The sequence below is a fragment of the Nannocystis sp. genome (assembly GCF_016714285.1).
Taxonomy (GTDB): domain Bacteria; phylum Myxococcota_A; class Polyangia; order Nannocystales; family Nannocystaceae; genus Nannocystis.
Window position 1 is genome coordinate 355,585 of record NZ_JADJNN010000038.1, and the last position, 22,076, is coordinate 377,660.

At 71.7% G+C, this 22,076-nt stretch carries 13 protein-coding genes; 6 read left to right on the forward strand and 7 right to left on the reverse strand.

What is annotated here, in order from left to right; translation table 11 throughout:
- Positions 1-36: 36 nt before the first annotated feature.
- The gene (locus IPJ59_RS35070) at positions 37-1,203 is read right to left on the reverse strand and encodes a class I SAM-dependent rRNA methyltransferase (RefSeq protein WP_293275585.1); all 1,167 of its coding nucleotides are present in this window, start codon (positions 1,201-1,203) and stop codon (positions 37-39) included.
- A 207-nt stretch (positions 1,204-1,410) separates the two neighbouring features.
- Between IPJ59_RS35070 and IPJ59_RS35075 the strand changes: the two genes are divergently transcribed.
- The 3 genes from IPJ59_RS35075 to IPJ59_RS35085 are packed head-to-tail and all read left to right on the forward strand — an operon-like array spanning position 1,411 to position 5,488.
- On the forward strand, positions 1,411-4,362 hold the full coding sequence (locus IPJ59_RS35075) for a serine/threonine-protein kinase (RefSeq protein WP_293275586.1): 2,952 nt from the start codon (positions 1,411-1,413) through the stop codon (positions 4,360-4,362).
- A complete protein-coding gene (locus tag IPJ59_RS35080) occupies positions 4,359-4,571 on the forward strand; it encodes a hypothetical protein (RefSeq protein WP_293247030.1) in 213 nt (70 codons plus the stop codon). Before IPJ59_RS35075 ends, IPJ59_RS35080 begins: the two co-directional genes overlap by 4 nt.
- Positions 4,571-5,488: an FHA domain-containing protein gene (locus tag IPJ59_RS35085; protein ID WP_293247033.1), complete on the forward strand. Its 918-nt coding sequence runs from the start codon at positions 4,571-4,573 to the stop codon at positions 5,486-5,488. Before IPJ59_RS35080 ends, IPJ59_RS35085 begins: the two co-directional genes overlap by 1 nt.
- A 5-nt stretch (positions 5,489-5,493) precedes the next feature.
- Here IPJ59_RS35085 and IPJ59_RS35090 read toward each other — a convergent pair whose 3' ends face one another.
- The 4 genes from IPJ59_RS35090 to IPJ59_RS35105 form a co-directional block, all read right to left on the reverse strand.
- On the reverse strand, positions 5,494-5,982 hold the full coding sequence (locus tag IPJ59_RS35090; protein WP_293247036.1) for a hypothetical protein: 489 nt from the start codon (positions 5,980-5,982) through the stop codon (positions 5,494-5,496).
- 269 nt (positions 5,983-6,251) lie between these two features.
- Positions 6,252-6,752: a hypothetical protein gene (locus IPJ59_RS35095; protein WP_293247039.1), complete on the reverse strand. Its 501-nt coding sequence runs from the start codon at positions 6,750-6,752 to the stop codon at positions 6,252-6,254.
- A gap of 213 nt (positions 6,753-6,965) precedes the next feature.
- On the reverse strand, positions 6,966-7,916 hold the full coding sequence (locus tag IPJ59_RS35100) for an SMP-30/gluconolactonase/LRE family protein (protein WP_293247042.1): 951 nt from the start codon (positions 7,914-7,916) through the stop codon (positions 6,966-6,968).
- 390 nt (positions 7,917-8,306) lie between these two features.
- Positions 8,307-9,086 (reverse strand): alpha/beta fold hydrolase, encoded by a 780-nt coding sequence (locus tag IPJ59_RS35105; protein WP_293247045.1) that lies wholly within the window; start codon positions 9,084-9,086, stop codon positions 8,307-8,309.
- Between the two features lie 57 nt (positions 9,087-9,143).
- Here IPJ59_RS35105 and IPJ59_RS35110 point away from each other — a divergent pair, with 57 nt between their 5' ends.
- Positions 9,144-14,231 (forward strand): sensor histidine kinase, encoded by a 5,088-nt coding sequence (locus IPJ59_RS35110; protein ID WP_293275587.1) that lies wholly within the window; start codon positions 9,144-9,146, stop codon positions 14,229-14,231.
- Positions 14,232-14,265: 34 nt separating this feature from the next.
- Here the strand turns inward: IPJ59_RS35110 and IPJ59_RS35115 are convergent, their stop codons facing one another.
- Complete coding sequence (locus IPJ59_RS35115; protein WP_293247051.1) at positions 14,266-15,798, reverse strand: AMP-binding protein; 1,533 nt, start codon at positions 15,796-15,798, stop codon at positions 14,266-14,268.
- A 79-nt stretch (positions 15,799-15,877) separates the two neighbouring features.
- Entirely contained in the window at positions 15,878-17,773 is a 1,896-nt protein-coding gene (locus IPJ59_RS35120; protein ID WP_293275588.1) for a bifunctional metallophosphatase/5'-nucleotidase, read from the reverse strand.
- Positions 17,774-18,038: 265 nt separating this feature from the next.
- Here IPJ59_RS35120 and IPJ59_RS35125 point away from each other — a divergent pair, with 265 nt between their 5' ends.
- Positions 18,039-19,733 carry an Ig-like domain-containing protein gene (locus tag IPJ59_RS35125; protein WP_293275589.1) on the forward strand — a complete coding sequence of 565 codons (1,695 nt, stop codon included), beginning with the start codon at positions 18,039-18,041 and terminating at the stop codon, positions 19,731-19,733.
- A complete protein-coding gene (locus IPJ59_RS35130) occupies positions 19,733-22,033 on the forward strand; it encodes a c-type cytochrome (RefSeq protein ID WP_293275590.1) in 2,301 nt (766 codons plus the stop codon). Before IPJ59_RS35125 ends, IPJ59_RS35130 begins: the two co-directional genes overlap by 1 nt.
- The last annotated feature ends 43 nt before the right edge of the window (positions 22,034-22,076 follow it).

Genomic DNA, 22,076 nt, shown 5'->3' on the forward strand with positions numbered 1-22,076 from the left:
GCGGGACGGGTGATGCTGGCTTGTGGGTGCGCGGGTTTATTCGGCGAGCGCGAGCACGAACTTGAGATAGCGGCCCTCGGGGAAGTGCAGCGGGGTCGGGTGGTCGGCGGGTTCCTGGCGGATCTCGAGGACCCGGAGGGCGCGGCGGGCTGTGCGGGCGGACTCGCGGAGGATCTGCAGGAAGAGGTCCATGGGCACGTGGCTCGAGCACGAGGCGCAGGCGACCAGGCCGCCGGGGCGGACCTGGCGGATCGCGGCGGCGTTGAGCTTGGTGTAGGCGGCCTCGGCGGCGCGCAGGGCCTGCTTGCGCGGGGCGAAGGAGGGCGGGTCGACGATCACGAGGTCGAACAGCTCGCGGGCGGCGGCGCAGGCGGCGAGGTGCTCGAAGGCGTCCGCGGTGACGAAGCTGTGGGCGGTGGGGTCGAGGTCGTTGGCGCTGAAGTTGTGGCGGGCGCCGTCGACGGCGCCGCGGGCGAGGTCGACGCTGGTGACCTGGGTGGCGCCGCCGAGGGCGGCGGCGAGGGAGAAGCCGCCGGTGTAGGAGAACAGGTTGAGGACGCGGCGGTCGCGGGCGACCTGGCGGACCAGGGCCCGGTTCTCGCGCTGGTCGAGGAAGAGGCCGGTTTTTTGGCCGCGGCGGACGTCGACCGCGAGGCGCATGCCGTGTTCGCGGACGAGGATGTGCTCGGGGGGGGCGTCGCCGCGGAGGTTGCGGGCGGGCTCGGGTTCGCCGCTGATGCCCTTGAAGAAGATGCCGCGGGGTCGGACGTGGTGTTCGAGGGCGTCGCAGAGCTGCTCGAGGTGGGGCAGCCAGGCGGGGGTGTCGAGCTTGAGGACGAGGAAGCCGGCGTAGTGGTCGACGACGACGCCGGGGAGGCGGTCGCCCTCGCCGTGGAGGAGGCGGAAGCAGTCGGTGTGGCGGAGGTCGAGGACGCTGCGGCGGAGGGACAGGGCCTGGTCGACGCGGCGGTGCCACAGGGCCGGGCCGGGGGTCTCGTCCTTGCGGGTGCTGAGGACGCGGAGGGCGATCGGTGAGTCGGCGTCGAACAGGGCCTGGCCGATCGGCCGGCGGCCCTGGCCCAGGAGGGTGACGAACTCGCCGGTGCGGGCGCCCGGGATCGCCGGGACCGCGTTGACGTACAGCCAGGGGTGGCCGGCGGCGACGTGGCTGGTCAGGCGGTCGGGGACGACGACGGTGGCCATGGCGGCGAGGTATACGCGATCGCGCGAGGTCCGGCGGGGGTTGGAGGCTCGCGGGTGGGGCTCGGGGTAGACATCCCGGAGCGGGGTTGGAGGGCTGGACAGATATCCGGAGGGGGGCCGTATTCCTGCCTGGTCCGATCGGCGTCGGATGTAGCTGCGCCAGCTTTTGTGTTAGCGTCGTGTTTAGATATGGAAGTTTCGGGAGATATGTTGGCGCGAAAGGGCGCTGACTCGGGTCCGGCGGCGGCGGACTTCGGGCGCATGTATCTCGATGAGCAGCAGCAGACCTTCGGCTATGCCCCCGCGGGGCCGCCGGTGGGGGCCGTCGCGCCGGGGGAGCCGTTCCGGGCCGGGCGCTACGTGATCCTGAACCACGTCGGGCACGGGGCGATGGGCAACGTGTACGCGGCCTACGACCCGGAGCTCGACCGCAAGGTGGCGGTGAAGGTGCTGCGCGACTCGACCCGCGGGCGGCCGCTGCCGGCCTCGCTGGCGCGCGAGGCCAAGGCGATGGCCAAGCTGACGCACGCGCACGTGGTGACGGTGTTCGACGTCGGCAGCTGCGAGCGCGGGGTGTTCGTGGCGATGGAGTTCGTCGAGGGGCTGACCCTTCGGACATGGCTCAAGGAGCAGGTGCGCGGCTGGCAGGAGGTCCTCGCGGCGTTCGTGCAGGCGGGGCAGGGGCTGGCCGCGGCGCACGCGGCCGGGGTGATCCACCACGACTTCAAGCCCGACAACGTGCTCGTCGGCGCCGACGGGGTGGTGAAGGTCGCGGACTTCGGGCTCGCGCGGGTGGCCGCTGGCACGATGGCGACGATCTCCGGGGAGCTCAGCGACGCGGCCGGGGCCACGCGCTCGCAGGCGGCGGCGGCGAGCGGGAGTGGATCGGCGACGCCGACCCAGGCTGATGAGCGCGGGCCGGTCGGTACGCTGGCTTACATGGCGCCGGAGCGGCACCTGCTGCGGCCGGCGGACGCGCGCAGCGATCAGTTCAGCTTCTGTGTCGCGCTGTACGAGGCGCTGTATCAGCAGCGGCCGTTCACCGGCGTCGATGTGGCGGGGCTGCGTCATGCCGTGCTGCACGACCCGCCGGCCGAGCCGCCGCGCGGGACCCCGGTGCCGGCGCGGGTGGCCGCGGTGCTGCGGCGGGGGCTGGCGCGGGCGCCCGAGGAGCGCTTCGCGACGATGCAGGAGTTGCTGGCGGCGCTGGTCGGGCCGGTGCAGCGGCGGCGCCACTGGACGCTGACCGCGGGGCTGCTGCTCGGGGCGGCCGGGGCGATGACGGCGGCGACCCGGAGCGAGGACCGCTGCGCGGCGGTCGGGCTCGCGGCGGACGGGCAGTGGCAGACGCGGGCCGGCGAGATCGGCTCGCGCTTCGCCGACGTGGCGGTGCGTGAGCAGCTGGCGCGGGTCAGCACGGTGCAGATGCACTGGCTGGCGCGCGTGCGCGACAACTGCGAGGCGGGCCAGAGCGGACGGCTCGCGCCCGACCTGCGCCGGGCTCGCGAGGCCTGCCTCGATCAGCGGGCGGCGCAGCTGGGCGCGGTCGGTGAGCAGGCTGTGGCGGCGCGGGACGCTGGCGAGGCGCTGTATTTGTTGGCGCAGGTGCCAGGGCGCGACGACTGCGACGACGCCGTGGCGCTCGGCGGGGTGAGTTTGCCGGCGCTGGCGGACGCGGCGGCGGTGCAGGCCGAGCGGCGGGCTCTGGCTGGGATCGCGGGGCTCGAGGTCGCGGGCGCGTACAGCGAGGCGATCGCCGCGTTGGAGCCGTTGCAGCGGCGGGCCGAGGCGCTGGGGTACGCGCCGCTGCTGGCGGAAGTGCTGTATCAGCGGGCGCGGCTCGAGCACTATCGCGGCGACCCGGCGCGGGCGCGCGAGACCTTGCTGCGGGCGATCGATCTGGCGGAGTCGCAGCGCCACGATCGCGTGGCTGCGGACGCGTGGGGCTTCCTCGTCGAGGTCGGCGCGCTGCCGCCTGCGGCGCCGGCGACGACGCTCGCGGGTTGGTACCGGCGGGCGCGCGCGGCCCAGGCTCGCCTGCGCGGCGATGCTCGTGGTCACGACCTCGCCCGCTTCCTCGACGAGCACGACTGGACCCCGTGGCGGAGCCCGCGGGGCGACGACCCGCAGCAGGTGCATCCGGCGCTGATGCGGGGGTTGGTCGAGTACAACGCTGGCGACGCAGCGGCGGCGGCTCGCAGCTTCGCCGGGGGGCTGGCCGAGCCTGGCTTGCACGCGTTGACGCGGGCCAAATTGACGCTCAACCGGGCGGTCGCGCTGCAGGAGCAGGTCGGCGAGGACGAGGCGATGCGGGCGTGGGACGAGGCCGTGGCGGCGTTTCGGGCGGCGACCTGGGCCGGCCATCCGATGCTCTCGGGGGCGCTGCTGCGGCGGGGCGAGTTCTCGCTGTCGCGCTGGCACGCGGCGGCGGCGGCTCGCGACTTCGCGGCGGCGCTGCCGGGGCTGGAGCGGGACGCGCCCAGTCATCGAGCTGGGTTGCGGAAGATCCACACCGGGCTGGCGATCGACGCCGTGACGCGGCTGCGGATCGCGGCGGCGACGGGCGAGGTCGAGGCCGCGATGGCGCTCGGGGGCAGCGACGACCCGCTGCTCGCCAGCGTCGGCTTCGAGGCTGCGCTCGTCGGCGGCGCGGTGCATGAGGCCCGCGCCTATGCGATTCATGAGCTCGGGCTGTTCGCCGCGGCCGACGACGCCACCTCGGCCGCGCGGGCCGGGGTTCACCTCGGCGAGGCGCTGGCGTACCTCGGCGACGCCCCGGCCGCGCGGGCGCACCTGGACGCGGCGCTGCGGCACTTCGCGACGCTCGGCGAGGACGCGGCGCAGGACACCGCCTACGCGCACCGGACGCTGGGTCTGCTGGCGCTGCGAGGCCGCCGCGAGGCCGAGGCCGAGGCCGCGCTGACGCGGGCGATCGGGCTGTGGGAGGCGCAGCCCTGCGACTGTCGCGACGCGGCCGAGGCGAAGCTCGGGCTCGCGGTGCTGCTGGCCCGCCGCGGCGACCCGCGAGCGCCGGCCTTGCGCTCGGCGGCCGACGCCTTCTTCAAACCGCTCGGCGCCGAGGCGATCGCTCACCGCGATCGCGTCGTCGCCTTCGTCGATGCTGTCCCCTTGCTTGCAGACCCGGAGGAATTGCCATGAACCACAACACCGTGAAGCTCCTGTTGACCGCGCTGTGCCTGACGGCAGCCTGTGATCCGCTGGCCCAGGTCCCGCAGCAGGCGCGTGGTGGATCCGAGGAGCTCGCGCCCGCGGCGGACGCCGCCCAGCAGAGCGAGTGTCCGACCTGCTTCAAGTGGACGGCTCGGCCGCCGGGGGGCGTCAACGGGCCGCCGTGGAGCGGGCAGTGATGACGGCGGGCAGCCACATCCCGTTCGTCCGCTTCCGCCTCGGGGACGGTCAGACCGCGCAGGTCTCGCCCGGCGGCCTCATCGGCCGGGCCGCGAGCGCCGAGCTGCGGATCGCCAACCCCGAGGTCTCGGAGGCGCACGCGTTGATCTCGCTGCGCGGCCACCAGCTGCACATGCTGTCGCTGCGGCGGTGGATCATCCTCGACGGCGAGCGCTGCTCGGCGATCGCGCTGCGCCCGGGGCAGCGCATCTTCCTGGCCCAGACGGTGGTGCTCGAGGTGGAGGCGGTCGAGCTGCCGGCGCACGTGCTGGTGCTCGGCTGCGACGACCGCGAGGTCTGCACATTGTCGGAATCGGTGTACTCGCTGATGCGCGGGGACCACGGCCTGAAGGTCCTGCCCGAGCACGTGCACGGCGCGGAGGCCTACCTGTGGGGCAACGGCGAGGGCTTTACGCTGCGCGTCGGCGATGCTCCGCCGGTCGAGGTCGAGGCCGGCACCGAATGGCGGATCGGCGAGCACCGCCTGCGGGTGACGGCCCGCCCGCTCGGCGACGGCGCGCTGTCCACCCGCAGCATCGGCCAGAACGACCCGCCGCTGACGATCGTCGCCCGTTACGATACCGTCTATATCCACACGCCCGGGCGCCCGTCGGCGGTGCTCTCGGGTCTGCTGGCCCGCATCGTCAGCGAGCTGGTGACGATCGGCAAGCTGGTCAGCTGGGAGGCGGTCGCCCGCGAGATCTGGGGCGACGAGAGCGACCGCAACGTGATGCGCCAGAACTGGGACCGCAACATGCGGCGTCTGCGGGCCCACCTGCGCGAGGCCGATGTGCGGGCCGACCTGGTCCGCCCGGACGGCCGCGGCAATGTGGAGATCTATCTGCTGCCGCAGGACCGCGTGGTCGACGAGACCTGAGGCTGCTACGAGCCGATCTTGTGCTCGGGGACCCGCTCGGTGTGCATCGTGGCGACGAAGCCCATGTTGGCGACGCGGCTGCCGACGACGCTCTCCATCGGGCCGGCGCTGTAGACGGACACCACGTCGAGGCGCACCTGCGCCTGGATGACCACGAAGCCCTTGGCGAAGCTGGCGAGCGTGATGTTGCCGTGTTTCGCGGCGAACAGCAGGAAGTCGGCGTCGAGCTCCATCGCTTGGTCGGGCTTGAGCACATACTTGAACCACGGGCTGATGCCGCCGCCGATGCTGGGGTTGGCGTAATCGGTGGCCTGCGGTGCGTGGGCGTACTTGACCCACAAAACCGTCTCCTTCAGGGACGGGTTATGAATGTTGACAGCGGTGGTGTAGTATCCGGGGACGCACGGCGGGATCGGCGGCGGGACCGGCTCCTTGGCGATGCTGCCGCAGGCCACCTTGGCGGCGTATTCGAAGACACAGTTCTGGGGAATCACGAGATCTGGCATAACTCAGGGTGTACGCCCGTTGGTCGCGATGCGACAGGTCGAAACGCCCCGACGATTGCGCAGCTAGTGCATGTGCTCCGGCGCCGGGCGCAGGAGTTTCTGGGGCGCGATTGTATAGATTCGCCGCCGCACAAACGCGCGGAGGTCCTGTCCCAAGGGACAGGACCTCGCGCGCCCGGGGTTCGCCGGGGGGTCAGCGCTGGTCAGGGGAGACCATGGCATGTTGCCGTGAGTGGCGTGAGCGCCGCGAGGCGCTGCTACGAGCCGATCTTGTGCTCGGGCACCCGCTCGGTGTGCATCGTGGCGACGTAGCCCATGTTGGCGATCTTGCTGCCGACGACGGTCTCCATCGGGCCGGCGCTGTAGACGGAGACCACGTCGAGGCGCAGCTGCGCCTGGATGATCACGAAGCCCTTGGCGAAGCTGGCGAGGGTGATGTTGCCGCTCTTCGCGGCGAACAGCAGGAAGTCGGCGTCCAGCTCCATCGCCTGGTCGGGCTTGAGCACATACTTGAACCACGGGCTGATGCCGCCGCCGATGCTGGGGTTGGCGTAATCGGTGGCCTGCGGTGCGTGGGCGAACTTGACCCACAGCGCCGTCTCCTTCAGGGACGGGTTATGAATGTTGACAGCGGTGGTGTAGTATCCGGGGACGCACGGCGGGATCGGCGGCGGGACCGGCTCCTTGGCGATGATGCCGCAGGCAACCTTGGCGGCGTATTCGAAGACACAGTGGCTGGGAATCACGAGTTCTGGCATGGTCCGGATGTACGCCCGTTGGTCGCGATGCGACAGGTCGAAACGCCCCGACGATTGCGCAGCTAGTGCATGTGCTCCGGGCGCCGGGCGCAGGAGTTTCTGGGGCGCGATTGTATAGATTCGCCGCCGCACAAACGCGCGGAGGTCCTGTCCAGAGGACAGGACCTCGCGCGCCCCGGGGTCCGCCGGGGGGTCAGCGCTGATCAGCGCTGATCAGGGCAGCTCGAGGCCCTGGTTCTGCACGCTCAGCTTGAGCAGGCCGGGCGTCGGCGGGCCGGGCTTGACGCCGAACACGGCGAGGATCGAGAAGTTCGAGATGTAGAGCGTCTTCTTGCTCGCGTTGGTCGCCCCGAACACCAGGCTCGAGGGCTGCTGCAGCGGCGAGCCGGTGTGGATGGTGGTCGCCTTGGCCTTCTTGTCGAGCGAGACGATGCGGTCCTGGCCGTGCACCGCGAGGAACAGGTTCTCCTTGTCGTCGAAGGCGATGCCGTCGACCCCGCCGGCCACGCCGATGTTCTCGTAGAACACACTGACGTCGTCGGGCTCGCCGTGCTTGACCTTGATCTTGACGATGCGGCCGTAGTCGAGGTTGCCGACGTAGAGGTTCTTGTGGTTCTTGTCGAAGGCGATGCCGTCGACGCCGAACGGGGCGATCACGAGGTAGGGGTTGGCGAAGTTCGCCTCGAGCAGCGGGTCGGCGAGCCACACCTCGGCCTCCTGGCTACATTCGTCGATCTTCCAGATGAGGCCGAGGAAGGGGTCGGTGACGTAGAGGTTGCCGTCGTCATCGAAGGCGAGGTCGTTGGGGAAGCCGGTCGGGTCGAGCGCGGCGTACTGGTCGACGTCGCTGCCATCCGGCGAGATGCGCCACACGAAGGCCGCCGACGGGTCGGGCGCGAAGCCGGCGGAGCCGGCGTAGAGGTCGCCGTCGTCGCCGAACTTGAGCCCGGTGACGAAGCTGCCGGCGGGGATCGGGATGTTGGCGAAGGTGCTGAACACGCCCGCAGGGGTGATCTTGCCGACCGTCGTTCCCATGGAGAGGTAGATGTTGCCGTTGTGATCGGTGGTGATCGACTCGGGCAGCTGCCCCAGCGCCGGATCGAGCGACTTGAAGACCGTGGGTGCCGCGGCCGAGGCCGTGTCCGGCACGAGGGAAAGCGTCAAGGCGAATACGACTCCGGCGAGAACCTTGGTGTTCGACATCATTCTACTCCTGTGCCACAGATCCAGCGATATCCGCAGCGCCTCCACCGGCGCTGCGAGCTCAACATATGCGTACGATACCCCCGCCGCGGATCACGTGTCAACGAGAGATTCTCGCCATGAGCGTGTAGGAGGCCGTATGGGGGCGTTTGGGGCCGGTCTGGCGCTCGCATGATTCCTTCATTGTCTGCATTGACGGCCAGTGTCAGATTTAGGCGCCCGGGGCCCACCCCGGTTCATGTGCCATTGCACCTGGGCCTGTGGCCTACATGCCCATAGGCGCGACAAAGGCCGCGAACCCGGGGGATCGCGGCCTCGATGCTTCGGCCCCTCGATCGCGGCGAGCTGCGACTATGCGCCGTCGATGAGGGCTCGCAGGCGCGCCGTGAGGTGCTCGGTGCACTCGAGCTGCGGATAGTGCGAGACGCCGGGCAGCAGCTCGAAGCGGGCGCCGGGGATCGGCGCGACCACGGCGGCCTGCAGGACCTCGGGGTTCAGCGGCTGCTCGCGCTCGCCGCCCAGGACGAGGGTCGGGGCGGTGATCTTGCCGACCTGGTCGGCGAAGTTGGCGGTGCGCCAGGCATCGAAGCCGCCGAAGAAGGCCTCGGATACGACGCTCGCCATGCCGAGCACGCCGCGCTCGAAGGCCGCTTGCGAGGGTCGGCTCGCCATCATCATGCCGAGGGTCTGTTCTGCGCCCGCCTGGCTGCCGCCGAGGCTGCGGAAGAACGCGATGTCCTCGTCCTTGAAGGGGACACCGGCGGCCGGCACCGGCGAGATCAGGACCAGGCGGCGCAGTTGTTGAGGTCGCGCGAGCGCGACCTTCATGGCGATCGTGCCCCCCATCGAGTGGCCGACCAGGACGAGGTCCCGGAGTCCCAGGGCGTCGATGAGGCCGACGATGTCCTCGGCGTAGGCGTCGAGGGTGTAGCCGCTCTGCGGCTTGCTGCTCCAGCCGGTGCCGCGCAGGTCCGGTGCGAGCAGGCGCGGGCCGTCGGCGGGCCAGGCGTTGAGGACGGGCGACCAGATGTCGCCGCTCACGGCCCAGCCGTGGATGAGCAGGGCCGTGTGTTCGCCGGCGCCGGCGCTGTGGACGTTGAGGTGAATTCCGCTGGGCAGATCGACACGCATGATCACGGACGATATCAGGCATCGACGCCGCCGTGGTCGTGATAGGGTGAGGAGGGTTTGTCCGAAGGCGGCGCGATACGGTTCGCGGGGTTCGACCTCCCGGAGGTCCTCCACGACGAGGGAGATGCCTTGCTGCTGCGTTGCGTGCGGCAGGGCGACGGCAGGCCCGTGCTGGTCTGGCTGGCGGCAATGGAGCGTCTGCAGCGGGAGCTCGCGGTGTTGCAGCACCTCGCGGCCGAGGCCGAGCTTCGGGGTGAGCCGCTGGCGGCTCCGCGAGCGCTCGGGCTCGAGCGCGACGGGGCCGCGCTCGCGCTCGTGCTGGACGACCCCGGGGGCGTCGCGCTCGAGCAGCTGCTCGGCGGGCAGGCCTTGCCGGTCGAGCTGGCGGTCGAGCTGGCGCTTGCGATCACCAGCGCGCTGGCCCGCGTGCACGCGGCCGGCGTGCTGCACCGGGATCTCCGGCCGGCGCACGTGCTCGTCGATCTCGCCCGCGGCAGCGCGGCGCTGGTCGGCTTCGCGGCGGCGGTGATCGCCGATGAGGCCGCGCCGGTGGCCCTGCCGGCGGGCGCGGCCGCCTATCAATCGCCGGAGATGACCGGCCGCACTGGCCGCACCAGCGATCACCGCAGTGATTACTACGCACTCGGCGCGTTGATCTATCACATGCTCACCGGGCGTCCGCCCTTCGACGAGAGCGACCCGCTGCGGTTGATCCACGCGCATATTGTCCGCTTGCCACCGGCGCCCGACGCGGTGCGACCGGCGGTGCCGCGCGGGCTCTCGCGGATCGTGCTCAAGCTGCTCGCCAAGACCCCGGAGGCCCGCTATCAGAGCACGCATGGCATTCGCGCCGACCTGCTGCGCTGCCGCGACGAGCTGCTGCCCGGGGTCGCGGCGGACTTTGAACCTGGCTCCGAGGACAGGTCCGAGCGCCTGCAGCTGCCCGACCTCTTGCTCGGTCGCGGCGAGCTGCTGACCGGGCTGCTCGCGGTCTATGAGGGCTGCGCCGCGGGTCCGGCCCGCCTGGTGCTGCTCACGGGTCCGACCGGCATCGGCAAGTCGGCGCTGCTGCGCGAGCTGCAGGCGCAGGTGGCCGCGCGCGGGGGTCAGCTCGCGCCGGGGGCCTGCCTGCGGCTCGACCAGGCGGCCCCTTACGCCGCGCTCGCGCAGGGGGTGCAGGCGCTGGCCCGGCAGGTGCTCGCCGGGTCCGGGCAGCCGCTCCAGGCCTGGCGCGAACGTCTGCTCGCGGCGCTCGCGGGCGAGGCTGGTCTGCTCTTTGATGTCCTCCCCGAGCTCGCGCTGGTGCTCGGCCCGCAGCCGCAGGTGCCGGCGTTGCCGCCGGTCGAGCGGGCCAATCGCTTCCGCCGGGTGTTTCGCCAGCTGCTGCGGGGCCTCGCGCGCCCGCAGCAGCCCTTGCTCGTCGTGCTCGAGGACGTGCAATGGTGTGACCAGGCCACGCTGCAGCTGCTGGGCGAGATCCTCGGCGCGGGTGACACGCGCCACCTGATGATCGTCGCCAGCCTCCGCGGTCACACGCCCGAGCCCGGCAGTCCGCTCGCCGCGACCCTGACGACGCTCGCGGGCCGGGACCTCGCGGCGGTGCTGGTGGAGCTGCGGCCGCTGCGGCGCGACGAGGTCGCGGCCTGGCTCGCCGAGGCGCTGCGCCCGTGCCCGCAGGACCTCGGCGCGCTGGTCGACCTGGCCCACGCCAGCAGCGCGGGCAACCCCTTCCTGCTGCGCCTGCTCGCCCAGTCCTTGCACGAGCAACGGGCGCTGCGCTTCAACGGTGAGCTCGGCGTGTGGGAGTGGCGGCCGCAGCAGGTCGCGCAGGCGCGGCTGCCCGACGACCTCGGCGTGCTGGTCACCGAGCGCCTGCGCGAGCTGTCGCCCGCGGCCCGCGAGGCGGTGAGCACCGCGGCCTGCGTCGGTCTGCGCTGCGAGCTGCCCCTGCTCGCGTCGCTGCTGCAACAGACGCCGGCCGAGGTCGCCGCGACGGTGCACGAGGCCACGGCGCGCGGCCTGGTGCTGGCAGTCGCGGGCGGCTATCAGTTCTTGCACGAGCGGGTGCAGCAGGCCGCGAGCGCCGAGCTGTCGCCGGCCCGCGCCCAGGCGCTACACCTCGCGATTGGCCGCGCCCTCGCGGGCAGCGACGTCGGCGACTTCGAGGTCGTCCACCACCTGAACCTCGGCGCCGCGCTGGTCGTCGACCCGGGCGAGCGCCGCGAGCTCGCGGCCCGCAACCTGGCGGCGGCCCAGCGTGCCCTCGCGGCCACGGCGGTCGCCTCGGCCGCCAGCTACGCGCGGGCCGGCGCCGCTGCGCTGGGCCCGGACCTGTGGGCCGACGCGCCTGGCCTGGCCTTCGCGCTCGCGCGGGCCGAGATGGAGGCGCTCTACCTGCTCGGTGAGGTCGAGGCCGGGCGAGCGCTGTACGACCCGCTGTTGGCCCGCGCGCTCGACGAGCTCGATCGCGCGGGGCTGTGTGAGCTCAAGGTCGGACTCGACATCTTCCACGGGCACCAGCACGACGCGCTCGCGTGCGGCCTCGCCGGCCTGGCCCGCCTCGGGGTCATGCTCCCCGCGCACCCGGACGCCGCCGCGGTCGCGGCCCGCTTCGCCGCGCTCGGGCCCGAGTTGGAGGCGCACGAGCTCGCGGCGCTGATCGAGCTGCCGGTCGCACGCGAGCCGCTGCCCGCGGCGGCGATGCGGATCTTGATGGCGATGGGCCCGGCCGCGATGTTCGTCGATGGTCGCCTCGCGTTCACGATCTTCATGGCGATCGTCGGCCTGTCGCTGCGCCACGGCGCCACCCGGGCCACCGGCTACGGCTTCGCCGGCCTCGGCATGTATCTCGCCGCCGCGCGCCAGCAGGTCGTCCGCGCCGACGCGCTCGGCCAGCTCGCGCTGCGCCTCAACGCTCGCGTCGGCGACGACTCCCTCACCGCCAAGATCCACCAGCTGGTCGGCGCCCTCATCGTCGGCTGGGTCCGCCCCTTCGCCGAGGCCCACGAGCTGCTGGTCCACGGCTACCGCCTCGGCCTGCGCACCGGCGACCTGATGACCGCCTGCTACAACGCGACCAGCATGATCCTCGTGCAGATCGCCCGCGGCGCCAGCGTCGGCGACGTGCGCGACGACATCGACATGCTGCAGCGCGAGTCGGGCCGCGTGCTCGACGTCTACGGCGGCGACGTGATCCGCAGCGCCGACCGCTGGTGCCGCGTGCTCGTCGGCGAACTGCCGGCGCCCACGCCCGCGGGCGCCGACGCCTGGATCGCCGAGGTCTTCGACGTCGGCATCGAGCAGCAGACCGCGCTCACCGAGCTCTACCTGCACATCTATCGCACCCACCTGCTGGTCCTGTTCGGCTGCCACGCCGCCGTCCGTCCGCTGCCGCCCCGCGCCCGCGAGCGCCTGCAGGCGCTCGCCTCACCGGTCGCCGTCGACGCCTTCTTCCTCCACGGCCTGGTCGCCGCGGCGCGCCTGGCTGCCCCCGGGCTCAGCGACGACGAACGCCGCGGCGCGCTCGCGGAGCTCGCCGACGCGGCCCGCCGCTTCACCGCCTGGGCCGCGGACTGCCCCGCCAACTTCGCCGCTCGCCACGCGATCCTCTGCGCCGAGCAGGCGCGCAGCGAGGGCCGCGACGACGCGGCCGCGGCCGCGTACAAGGAGGCGGTGCGGGTGGCCCGTCGCCACGGCGAGCTCGGCTCCGAGGCGCTGGCCTGCGAGCTCGCCGGGCGCCACGCGGCGGCCGTCGGCGATGATGTCCTTTCAGACATGTACTTACAGGCAGGCAGCCACGCCTACGCGCGCTGGGGCGCGGAGCTCAAGGCGCAGCAGCTTGCGCCTGAGCACGGCTTGCGCCCGCGGCGGGCCGCCAGCGAGGTCGAGCTCGCCAGCGCCTTCGACCTGAGCAGCCTGATCCGCGCCGCGCGGGCGCTCTCCGGCGAGATCCGCCTCGAGCGCCTGCTGCGGAGCTTGCTCGAGATCGCGATGGAGAACGCCGGGGCTCGCCGCGGCGTCGTCGTCCTCGCGGTCGGCGACGAGTGGCGCGTCGAGGCCGAGGGTGACGCCGACCCGCCGGACATCCGCGTCGGCCTCGCCACCTCGATCGACGCCCACGGCCGCATCCCGCTGTCGGTCGTCCGCTACGTCGCGCGCAGCCAGCAGGACGTCCTGCTCGCCCACGCCGCCCGCGACGGCGAGTTCCGGGGCGACCCGTACATCGCCGGTCACGGCGTGCGCTCGCTGCTGTGCACCCCGGTGGTCCATCACGGCCGCTGCACCGGCGTGCTCTACCTCGAACACTCGTTGTCGGAGGGCGTGTTCACGGCGGCCCGCCTCGAGCTGGTGAAGCAGCTCGCCGCCCAGCTGGCGGTGTCGGTGGAGAACGCCCGGCTGGTCGAGGACCTCCAGCGCGCGCGCAGCGAGGCGGTCGCGGCGGAGCGGGTCAAGGGCCGCTTCCTCCTCAACATGAGCCACGAGCTGCGCACGCCGCTCAACGCGGTGATCGGCTACGCCGAGCTGATGCAGGAGAGCCTCGCGCTCGGCCACCACGAGACCTTGGGCGGCGACCTCGTCCGCATCCGCCGCGCCGCCTACCACCTGCTGCGCACGCTGAGCGGTATCCTCGAGCTGTCGAAGCTGTCGACCGGCGCCGCGGCGCTCGAGACGGCCCGCGTCGACCTCGCGGGGCTGGTACGCGAGGTGGCCGCGGAGTGCAACGGCCTGGCCGTCGGCCGCGGCAACCTCATCGAGGTCAGCTGCCCGCCCGACATCGGCTCCGCCTACACCGACCGCGCGATGCTCCACTATTGCCTGCACAGCCTGGTCGAGAACGCCTGCAAGTTCACCCGCGGCGGGCGCGTCACGGTGGCGGTCGAGCGCATCGTCCAGGACGGCCGCGCATACCTGCTCTTCACCGTCTCGGACACTGGCATCGGCATCCCGGCCAGCCACCTCGAGGCGATCTTCAACGCGTTCACGCAGGTCGACGACGCGGCCAACCGCGCCTACGAGGGCGCCGGCGTCGGCCTCACCGTCACCCGCCAATTCGGCCGCATGCTGGGCGGCGAGGTCAGCGTGGTCAGCGAGGTCGGCCGCGGCTCGACCTTCACCCTGCGGGTGCCCGCCAGCTTCGCCGGCTGAGCGCGCTCAATTGGCCGCACTCAGTTCACAGCACTCAATTCACCGCTTTGGCGCGCCCCTGCCAGTACGGCGCGCGCAGCTTGAACTTCTGCAGCTTGCCGGTGGCGGTGCGGGCGAGCTCGTCGCGCAGCTCGACCGAGGTCGGGCACTTGTAGTGGGCGAGCCGCTCGCGGCAGTGGGCGATGAGCTCGGCCTCGCTGGCCTGCTGGCCCGGCGCCAGCACGACCAGCGCCTTGACGGTCTCGCCCCAGCGATCGTCGGGGACGCCGATGACGGCGACCTCGGCGACCGCGGGGTGCGAACACAGCACGTCCTCGACCTCGATCGACGAGATGTTCTCGCCGCCGCTGATGATCACGTCCTTCTTGCGGTCGGAGATCACGAGGTAGCCCTCGTCGTCGAGGTAGCCGCCGTCGCCGGTGTGGAACCAGTCGTCGGCGAGCGCCGCGGCGCTGGCCTCGGGCTCGCGCCAGTAGCCGGCGAGCACGACGTTGCTGCGCGCCAGCACCTCGCCGTGCTCGTCGACGCGGAGCTCGACGCCGAGGGCCGGCGCGCCCGCTCGGCCCAGCTTCTCGGCCCGCTCGCGGGGGTCGAGCGGGTCCCACTCGGCCCGGCGGCGGTTGATCGTCAGCAGCGGCGAGGTCTCGGTGAGGCCGTAGATCTGCATGAACTCCCAGCCGAGCTCGGCCTCGATGCGCTCGATCGTCCGGGTCGGCGGCGGCGCGCCGGCGCAGATCACCCGCACCCGCCCGCGCCCCGGCGGCGGTCCGGGCCAGCTCGCGGCGGCGGCGAGCACCGCGTTGCACACGGCCGGCGCGGCGCACATCAGCGTGATCCCGTGACGCTCGACGCGGCGCAGGATCTCCGCGCCGTCGATCTTGCGCAGGACGTGCTGGGCGGCGCCGAGGCCCGCGAGCGCGAAGGGCATGCCCCAGCCGTTGCAGTGGAACATCGGCAGGGTGTGGAGATAGACGTCGCGGTCGTTGACGCCGGCGTGCAGCGCGAAGGTGGTGGCATTGAGCCACAGGTTGCGGTGGGTCAGCTGCACGCCCTTGGGCCGCGCCGTGGTGCCGCTGGTGTAGTTAATCGTCGCGGTGGCGCCCTCGTCGGGAGTCCATGCGAGCGGCGCCTGGTCGCGGTAGAGGAGCGCGTCGGTCTCGGCCCCGAGGACCAGGCGGCGGGCGCACTTGACGTCGGCGAGCGCCGCGTCGAGCTCGGGGTCGACGAGCAGCAGCGAGGCGCCGGCGTGGCCGACGATGTAGTCGATCTCGTGCGGGCTCAGGCGAAAGTTGATCGGCACCAGCGTGCGTCCGTGGCCGGCGACGCCGAAGAACGAGACCAGCAGCCGCGCCGCGTTCTGCGAGACGATCGCCACGCGCTCGCCGAAGCCGATCCCCAGCGCGTCGAGCCCGGCCGCCTGGGCCCGCGCGAGCTCGCCGACGCGGGCGTAGGTCAGCGCGCCGAGCGACGGCGCCGGCTGCTGCGGCTCGTCAATGACCCCCACGCGCGCGCCGTAGACCCGCTCGGCGCGGTGGAGGAAGTCGAGGATCGTGAGGGGGACGAACACGCGGCGCTCCTTGGCGAGAGGCCGCGAGGATCGCACACGATCGCGGGCGACGGAACGCCGGCCGCGTCGCGCGGGCGGCTCAGGGCAGCTTGGTGATGCGGTCGAGCGCCGGGGGGGAGATCGGCGAGTTGGCGGCGAAGTAGTCCTCGAGCGCGTCCATGTCGTTGGCCCCGCCGAGTCGATCGCTGCCGTCCACCAGCACGGCGAAGCCGTCGCCGCCGGCGGCGAGGAAGCTGTTGACGGTCACGCGGTACTTCTTGGCCAGGTCGATCTTGACGCCGTTGAGCTTGGTGCTGGCGGGGTCGACCTTCGAGCCGATCGGCGCGCTCAGGCTGTAGGCGAAGGTGAAGCCCTCGGAGACCTGCAGGATGTAGGGGTCCTTGCCCATCACGAACTGTTGCTCGAGCAAGGTGTCGATCTGCGCGCCGGTGAGGGTCATGACCACCAGGCTGTTGCCGAAGGGCTGGACGGTGAAGCCCTCGCCGTAGGTGACGATGCCGTCCTTGGGCTCGCCGGGGGCGGCGGGGTAGAGCAGGTCGGCCCGCACGCCGCCGGGGTTCATGAACGCGATCTGGGCCCCGCCGAGCATCGCGGGCGCGGTGGCGGCGAGCTGGGCGTCGGCGATGACGGCCCCCATCGTCGACAGCCCGGGGACCATCATCGGCGGGTAGCGATCGAGGGTCGCGGTGATCGAGCCGATCTCCTTGTTGGCGAGCGGCGCCGCCAGGGTCTTGTACTCGGCCACGAAGGCGTCGACCTCGGGGTCGGCGGCCTCGCGGGTGACGACCACGTTGGTCGCCGTCACCGAGCTCACGTCGCCGGTGCTCGTGCTGATCTCGAGGTCGATGTCGGTGAGCACGCGCCCGAAGGAGGCCGCGCTGGTGACGAACTTGTCGGCGATCAGGCAATTGTAGGCCTGATGGGTGTGCCCGCTGATCACGACGTCGATCTCGTCGGCGAGGTTGTTGACGATGTCGACGATCGCCCCGGAGATCCCGTCGCACTGGTCGTAGTACCCGGCCTGGTACCCGCCCTCGTGGATCAGCACGACGATCGCCTCGACGCCCATCGCGGTCAGCTCGGGGACCAGCGCGTTGGCCCGCTCGGCCTCGTCGATGAAGGTGAGCCCGGCGATCCCGCTCGGGGTGACGATGTCCGGGGTGCCCTCGAGGGTCATGCCGATGAAGGCGATCTGCACGCCGTCGACCTCGTGGATCGCGTAGCTCGGGAACAAGGTCTTGACCGGCTTCTCGGAGACGAGCACGTTGGCCGCGAGGAACTGGAAGTCGGCGCCGGGGAACGGGGTCTGGTCGCCGCAGCCGTCCTGCGGGTGGCAGCCGCCGTTCTGCATGCGCAGCAGCTCGCTCGCGCCCTCGTCGAATTCGTGGTTGCCGACCGCGTTGTAGGCGAGGCCGATCTGGTTCATCAGCTCGATCGTCGGCTCGTCGTGGAACAGCGCGGAGGTCAGCGGCGAGGCGCCGATGAGGTCGCCCGCCGAGACGACGACGGTGTTCGGGTTGTCGGCCCGCAGCGCCGCGACGTGCGTGGCCAGGAACGCCGCGCCGCCGGCGTCGACCTTGGTGGTGTCGGGCAGGGTGATCTTGCCGCTGCTGCCCGCGGGTGGCTCGAGGTTGCCGTGGAAGTCGTTGAGCGCGATCAGCTGAACCTTGACGAATTCCTCGACGACACCGGTGTCGCCGGTGCTGTCCGTGCCGCCCGAGCTGTCGCCGGCGCCGGTGCTGTCGATGGCGCCTGTGCTGTCGACGGCGCCGGTGCTGTCGACAACGCCGGTGCTGTCGACAACGCCGGTGCTGTCGACAGCGCCGGTGCTGCCGACCGTGCCCGTCCCGGCGCTGGTGGGCTCGGTGGTCGGCGCGACCTCGGTGGCGCCGCTGGTGCTGGCCGAGCTCGTGCTCGCGCCGGAGCTGCTGTCATCGGTGGCGGTGCCGTCGTTGTTGCAGGCCGCGAGGGTCAACGTGAGCGCAAGGCAGCGAAATGTGTGCGAAGAGTGGGACGAGTGCATGAATCGGTGGCCTCGATGGGTTCGCGGCCATACCACACACGGGCGATTACGAGCGCGACGATTGTGGGCAATCTTCGTCACAGGTCCGACGATTGCTTCATTAGCACTGAGAAATTGGCGCTTCGCATTGAGGGGGCCCGCGCCCCCGTGTTCACCCCGGCATTCCGCGATCTCATGGGGATTGCCTCGCGGGCGACAAATGGGGTGTATTCGCGCCATGCTGCGCCCGTCGCTCTTCGTCCTCGGCCTCACGGTGGCCGCCTGCTCCTCCACACCTGGCGTCGGCGAGGGCTCGAGCGGCGGCGATGCCAGCAGCGGCACCGCGGTCGATCCCTCGGACCCGACCGGGACCGGGGTTGCGCCGACCTCCGGCACCGGCGGGACCGAGACGGGCGGGGCCGCCACCGGCGACGACGCGGGTAGCAGCGGCGACGGCTCCTCGAGCGGCGGCGGGCACCCGCCCGACCCGTACCCCGAGCCGGGCGACTTTCCGCCGAACAACGGCCCTGGTGGGCCGACGCAGGACTTCACGCCCGAGCAGGTCGGCATTGAGTGCGCCGCGCTCGACGGCGGCCTGCCGGGCGACCTCGGGGACGGCGAGGAGCACGACACCTTCGATCATCACAACCTCGTGCAGATGTTCGATGGATACCTCGTGCTGCCGTGGGCGCCGGAGTTTGGGCTCAACGCCGGGGTGACATGGTTCGACTTCAGCGACCCCTGCGCGCCGCTGGCGGTGGCCTCGGTGAAGTCGGACGAGATGCGCGAGAGCCACGCGCTCGGCTTCGCCAACCTGAACGAGCGCTGGTACATGGTCACCGACGAGATGACGGGGCTGCTCGGTGACGGCGGGGTGCTGTTCTGGGACGTCACCGATCCGAATGACATCAAGGTGGTGTCGAAGCTCGAGCTGCCGGGATTTCTCTACCCCGACGCGTATCAGCGAGTGACGCTCAGCGTGTTCTGGCAGGCGCCGTGGGTCTACGTCGGCGGGGCCGACAACGGCATCTACGTGATCGACGCCAGCGACCCGCTCAATCCGGTGCTGGCCCATCAATACAAGTTCGCGCCGATCCTCCGCGTCGGCCAGGTGCAGGTGGTCGGCAATCTGTTGATGGCGAGCGCGGCCGAGGGCAAGCGGACCGCGCTGCTCAACGTCGCCAAGCCGGACTTCCCGCAGCCGATCGCGGGCGGCGAGTTTGCCATCGAGCGCGAGTCTTACTTCAGCAACGTGGGCGGCGGCCACGCCTTCTACGCGCCCAAGGAGGGCGGCGGGGGGCTCATCATCTGGGACATCCGCGACCCGGGCAAGCCCAAGCCGGTCGCCGACTACAGCAGCGGGGGCAACGGCGGCTATGTGTTCGTCAAGGACGACCACGCCTTCGTCGGCGAGTCTAGCTTCGCCACGATCTACGATATCTCCGACATCACCGAGCCGGCGGAGATGATGAAGCTGAACCTCACCGGCGACCTCGACACGATCACACCGATCGGCAACGTCGTCGTGCTGAGCGTCGACGACAAGGCCGACAAGGATCGCGGCTCGATCGTCGTGCCCTGGCGCGAGGCCGCCGACACCGAGCCGCCGGTCGTCACCTGGGTGTACCCGCCGGACGGCGCCGAGGAGCTCGCCGTGTTCTCCCGCGTCGGCGTCACCTTCAACGAGTTCATCGACATCAAGAGCGCCTGGGCCGGCTCGGTCCGCGTCTACCAGACCGGCACCGACCCCGCGACCACTCGCGTCGACGGCCACGTCAGCACCCAGGAGAACATCGTCAATTTCAGCCCGAAGGAGATGTTGCGCCCGGGCGTCTCGTATACCCTCGAGATCCCCGCTGGCGGCGTCCGCGATTACAGCGGCAACCCGAGCGCCGTCGCGTTCACCAGCACCTTCAAGACGGCGGGCGGCTGATGCGAGCCTTCGTCCTCGCCTCTGTGCTTATCCTGGCGGCCTGCGGCGACGCTGGCGGCGGCGTCACCAGCGATGTCGGGCCCGACTCCGACGGGAGCAGCACCGGCGGGGCCACCCCGACAACTGGTGACATCGGCACTAGCGATACAGGTGGGAGCGACGACAGCGGCGCGAGCACGGGTCCGGCCGGTCCGCTCATGCCCGACCCGGGCGATCCGCGCTACGCGCTGGTCGACGAGTTGGTGCAGCTCGATGGCTCACAGTCCAGCGGGGCCGTGATGTACCAGTGGGACCCGGGTGACGGCTCCGGGCCCGGGCCGAAGGGTCCGTCACCTGTCCTCGAGGTCAGCTACGCCAAGCCCGGCCGCTACAAGCCGATCCTCACGGTATTCGACGAGCAGGGCGACTCGCTCGCGGCCGGCGTCACGATCACCGTCACGCACGCGCCGAGCTGGGTCCCGCGGCACAGCAGCAGCGTCGTCCGCGTCGGTGCGCGCGTCGCCGTGGTCAGCCCCGACTCGAATGAGGTGATGATCGCCAGCGGCGACGAGCGCGGCTTCGCGGTCGAGCGTCACGTCAAGGTCGGCGAGCGCCCGGTCACCGTCGCGGCGATCGACGCCGAGGTGCTCGCCGTCGTCGCCCAGGACGACGCCAGCCTGCAGTTCCTCCGCGCCGACGGCCAGGGCGGCGTGACCCAGCTGGCGCTGCCGCCCGCCTCGCGGCCGTACGGCGTGGTCGCTGACGGCGAGACCCTGTTCGTCGGTCTTCAGGCCACGGGTCAGCTCGCGCGCGTGGACTTCGCTGGCGGCAATCCTGTCCTCGAGGACATCCTCGACGTCGGCCCCGACGTGCGCGGCGTCAGCTTGTTGCCCGACGGTCGCGTCGCAGTCACGCGCTGGCGCTCACGGCCGGGCGGCGCGACGGTGTGGGCGGTCGATCCGCAGGGCGGCATGGTAGAGACCTGGTCGCTGGCCTTCGACCCGCAGGCCGCCTCCGACACCGAGGTCGGCGGCGTGCCGAGTTATCTCGGGCCCGTGGTGGTCGCGCCCACCGGCGACGCGGCCGTGGTGCCGGGTTTGCAGGCCAACGTCGGTCAGGGCCTCTACCTCAACGGCGAGCCGCTGGCGGCCGACCTGACCATGCGGGCGGTCGTCGCTTACCTCGATCCGCAGACCGGCGGCGAGTGGTTCGATCGGCGCAAGCAGTTCGATAACCGCGGCATGGCCAGCGCCGCCGTGCACAGCCGCTTCGGCGACTATCTGTATGTCGCCACCCGCGGGCCGCGCACGGTCGAGCGGGTCGACGTGTTCAGCGGTGACGTCGCCGGCAACACCTTCGACGCCGGCTACGCGCCGCAGGGCCTCGCGCTCTCGGAGGACGACCGCTTCCTCTTCATCGACGCGTACATGTCGCGCGAGCTGGTGGTCCACGACACGCGGGTGTTCGACGAGCCGACGCCGCCGCTGGCCCGGCTGCAGATCGCCAGCAAGGAGCCGCTCTCCCCGGAGGTGCTGCGCGGCAAGCAGATCTTCAACGACAGCGCCGACCCGCGGATCAGCAAGGACAGCTATATCGCCTGTGCCCATTGCCACCTCGAGGCCGAGTCGGATCTGCAGGTGTGGGACTTCACCGAGCGCGGCGAGGGCCTGCGCGACACCCACGCCCTGCGCGGCCACGCCGGTGTGGGCGACGGGCCGATCCACTGGTCGGCCAACTTTGACGAGGTCCAGGACTTCGAGAACGACATCCGCAACGCCTTCGGCGGCAGCGGCCTGCTCAGCGACGCCGACTGGAGCAGCGGCACCCGCAGCCAGACCCTCGGCGACCCCAAGGCTGGCCTCTCGCCCGACCTCGACGCCCTCGCCGCGTACCTCGCCACCCTCACGGACGAGCCACGCAGCCCCTTCCGCGCGCCCGGTGGCGGCCTCCCGCCGGCCGCCGAGGCCGGGCGTCTGCTGTTCCTCTCGCCCGCGCTCGGCTGCGTCAGCTGTCACAAGGGCCCGCGCCTGACCGACAGCGAGTTCGTCGACCCCGGGGTGCCCTTGTTGCACGACGTCGGCACCCTCGGCCCCGGCTCGGGCAAGCGCATGGGCAAGCCGCTCACCGGCCTCGACACGCCGACGCTGCACGGCGTGTGGCGGACCGCCCCGTATCTACACGATGGTTCGGCCGCCGACCTCGAGGCGGTGCTCACGGACAAGAACGCGAAGGACCTGCACGGCGTCACGAGTTCGCTGACGCCGGACGAGCGCGCGGACCTCGTCGCCTACCTGCTCTGCCTCGACGGCGAGGTCGACTGATCAGGCCGGCGATACGTCATCAGGTTCCGCCCGGGCAAGGGCT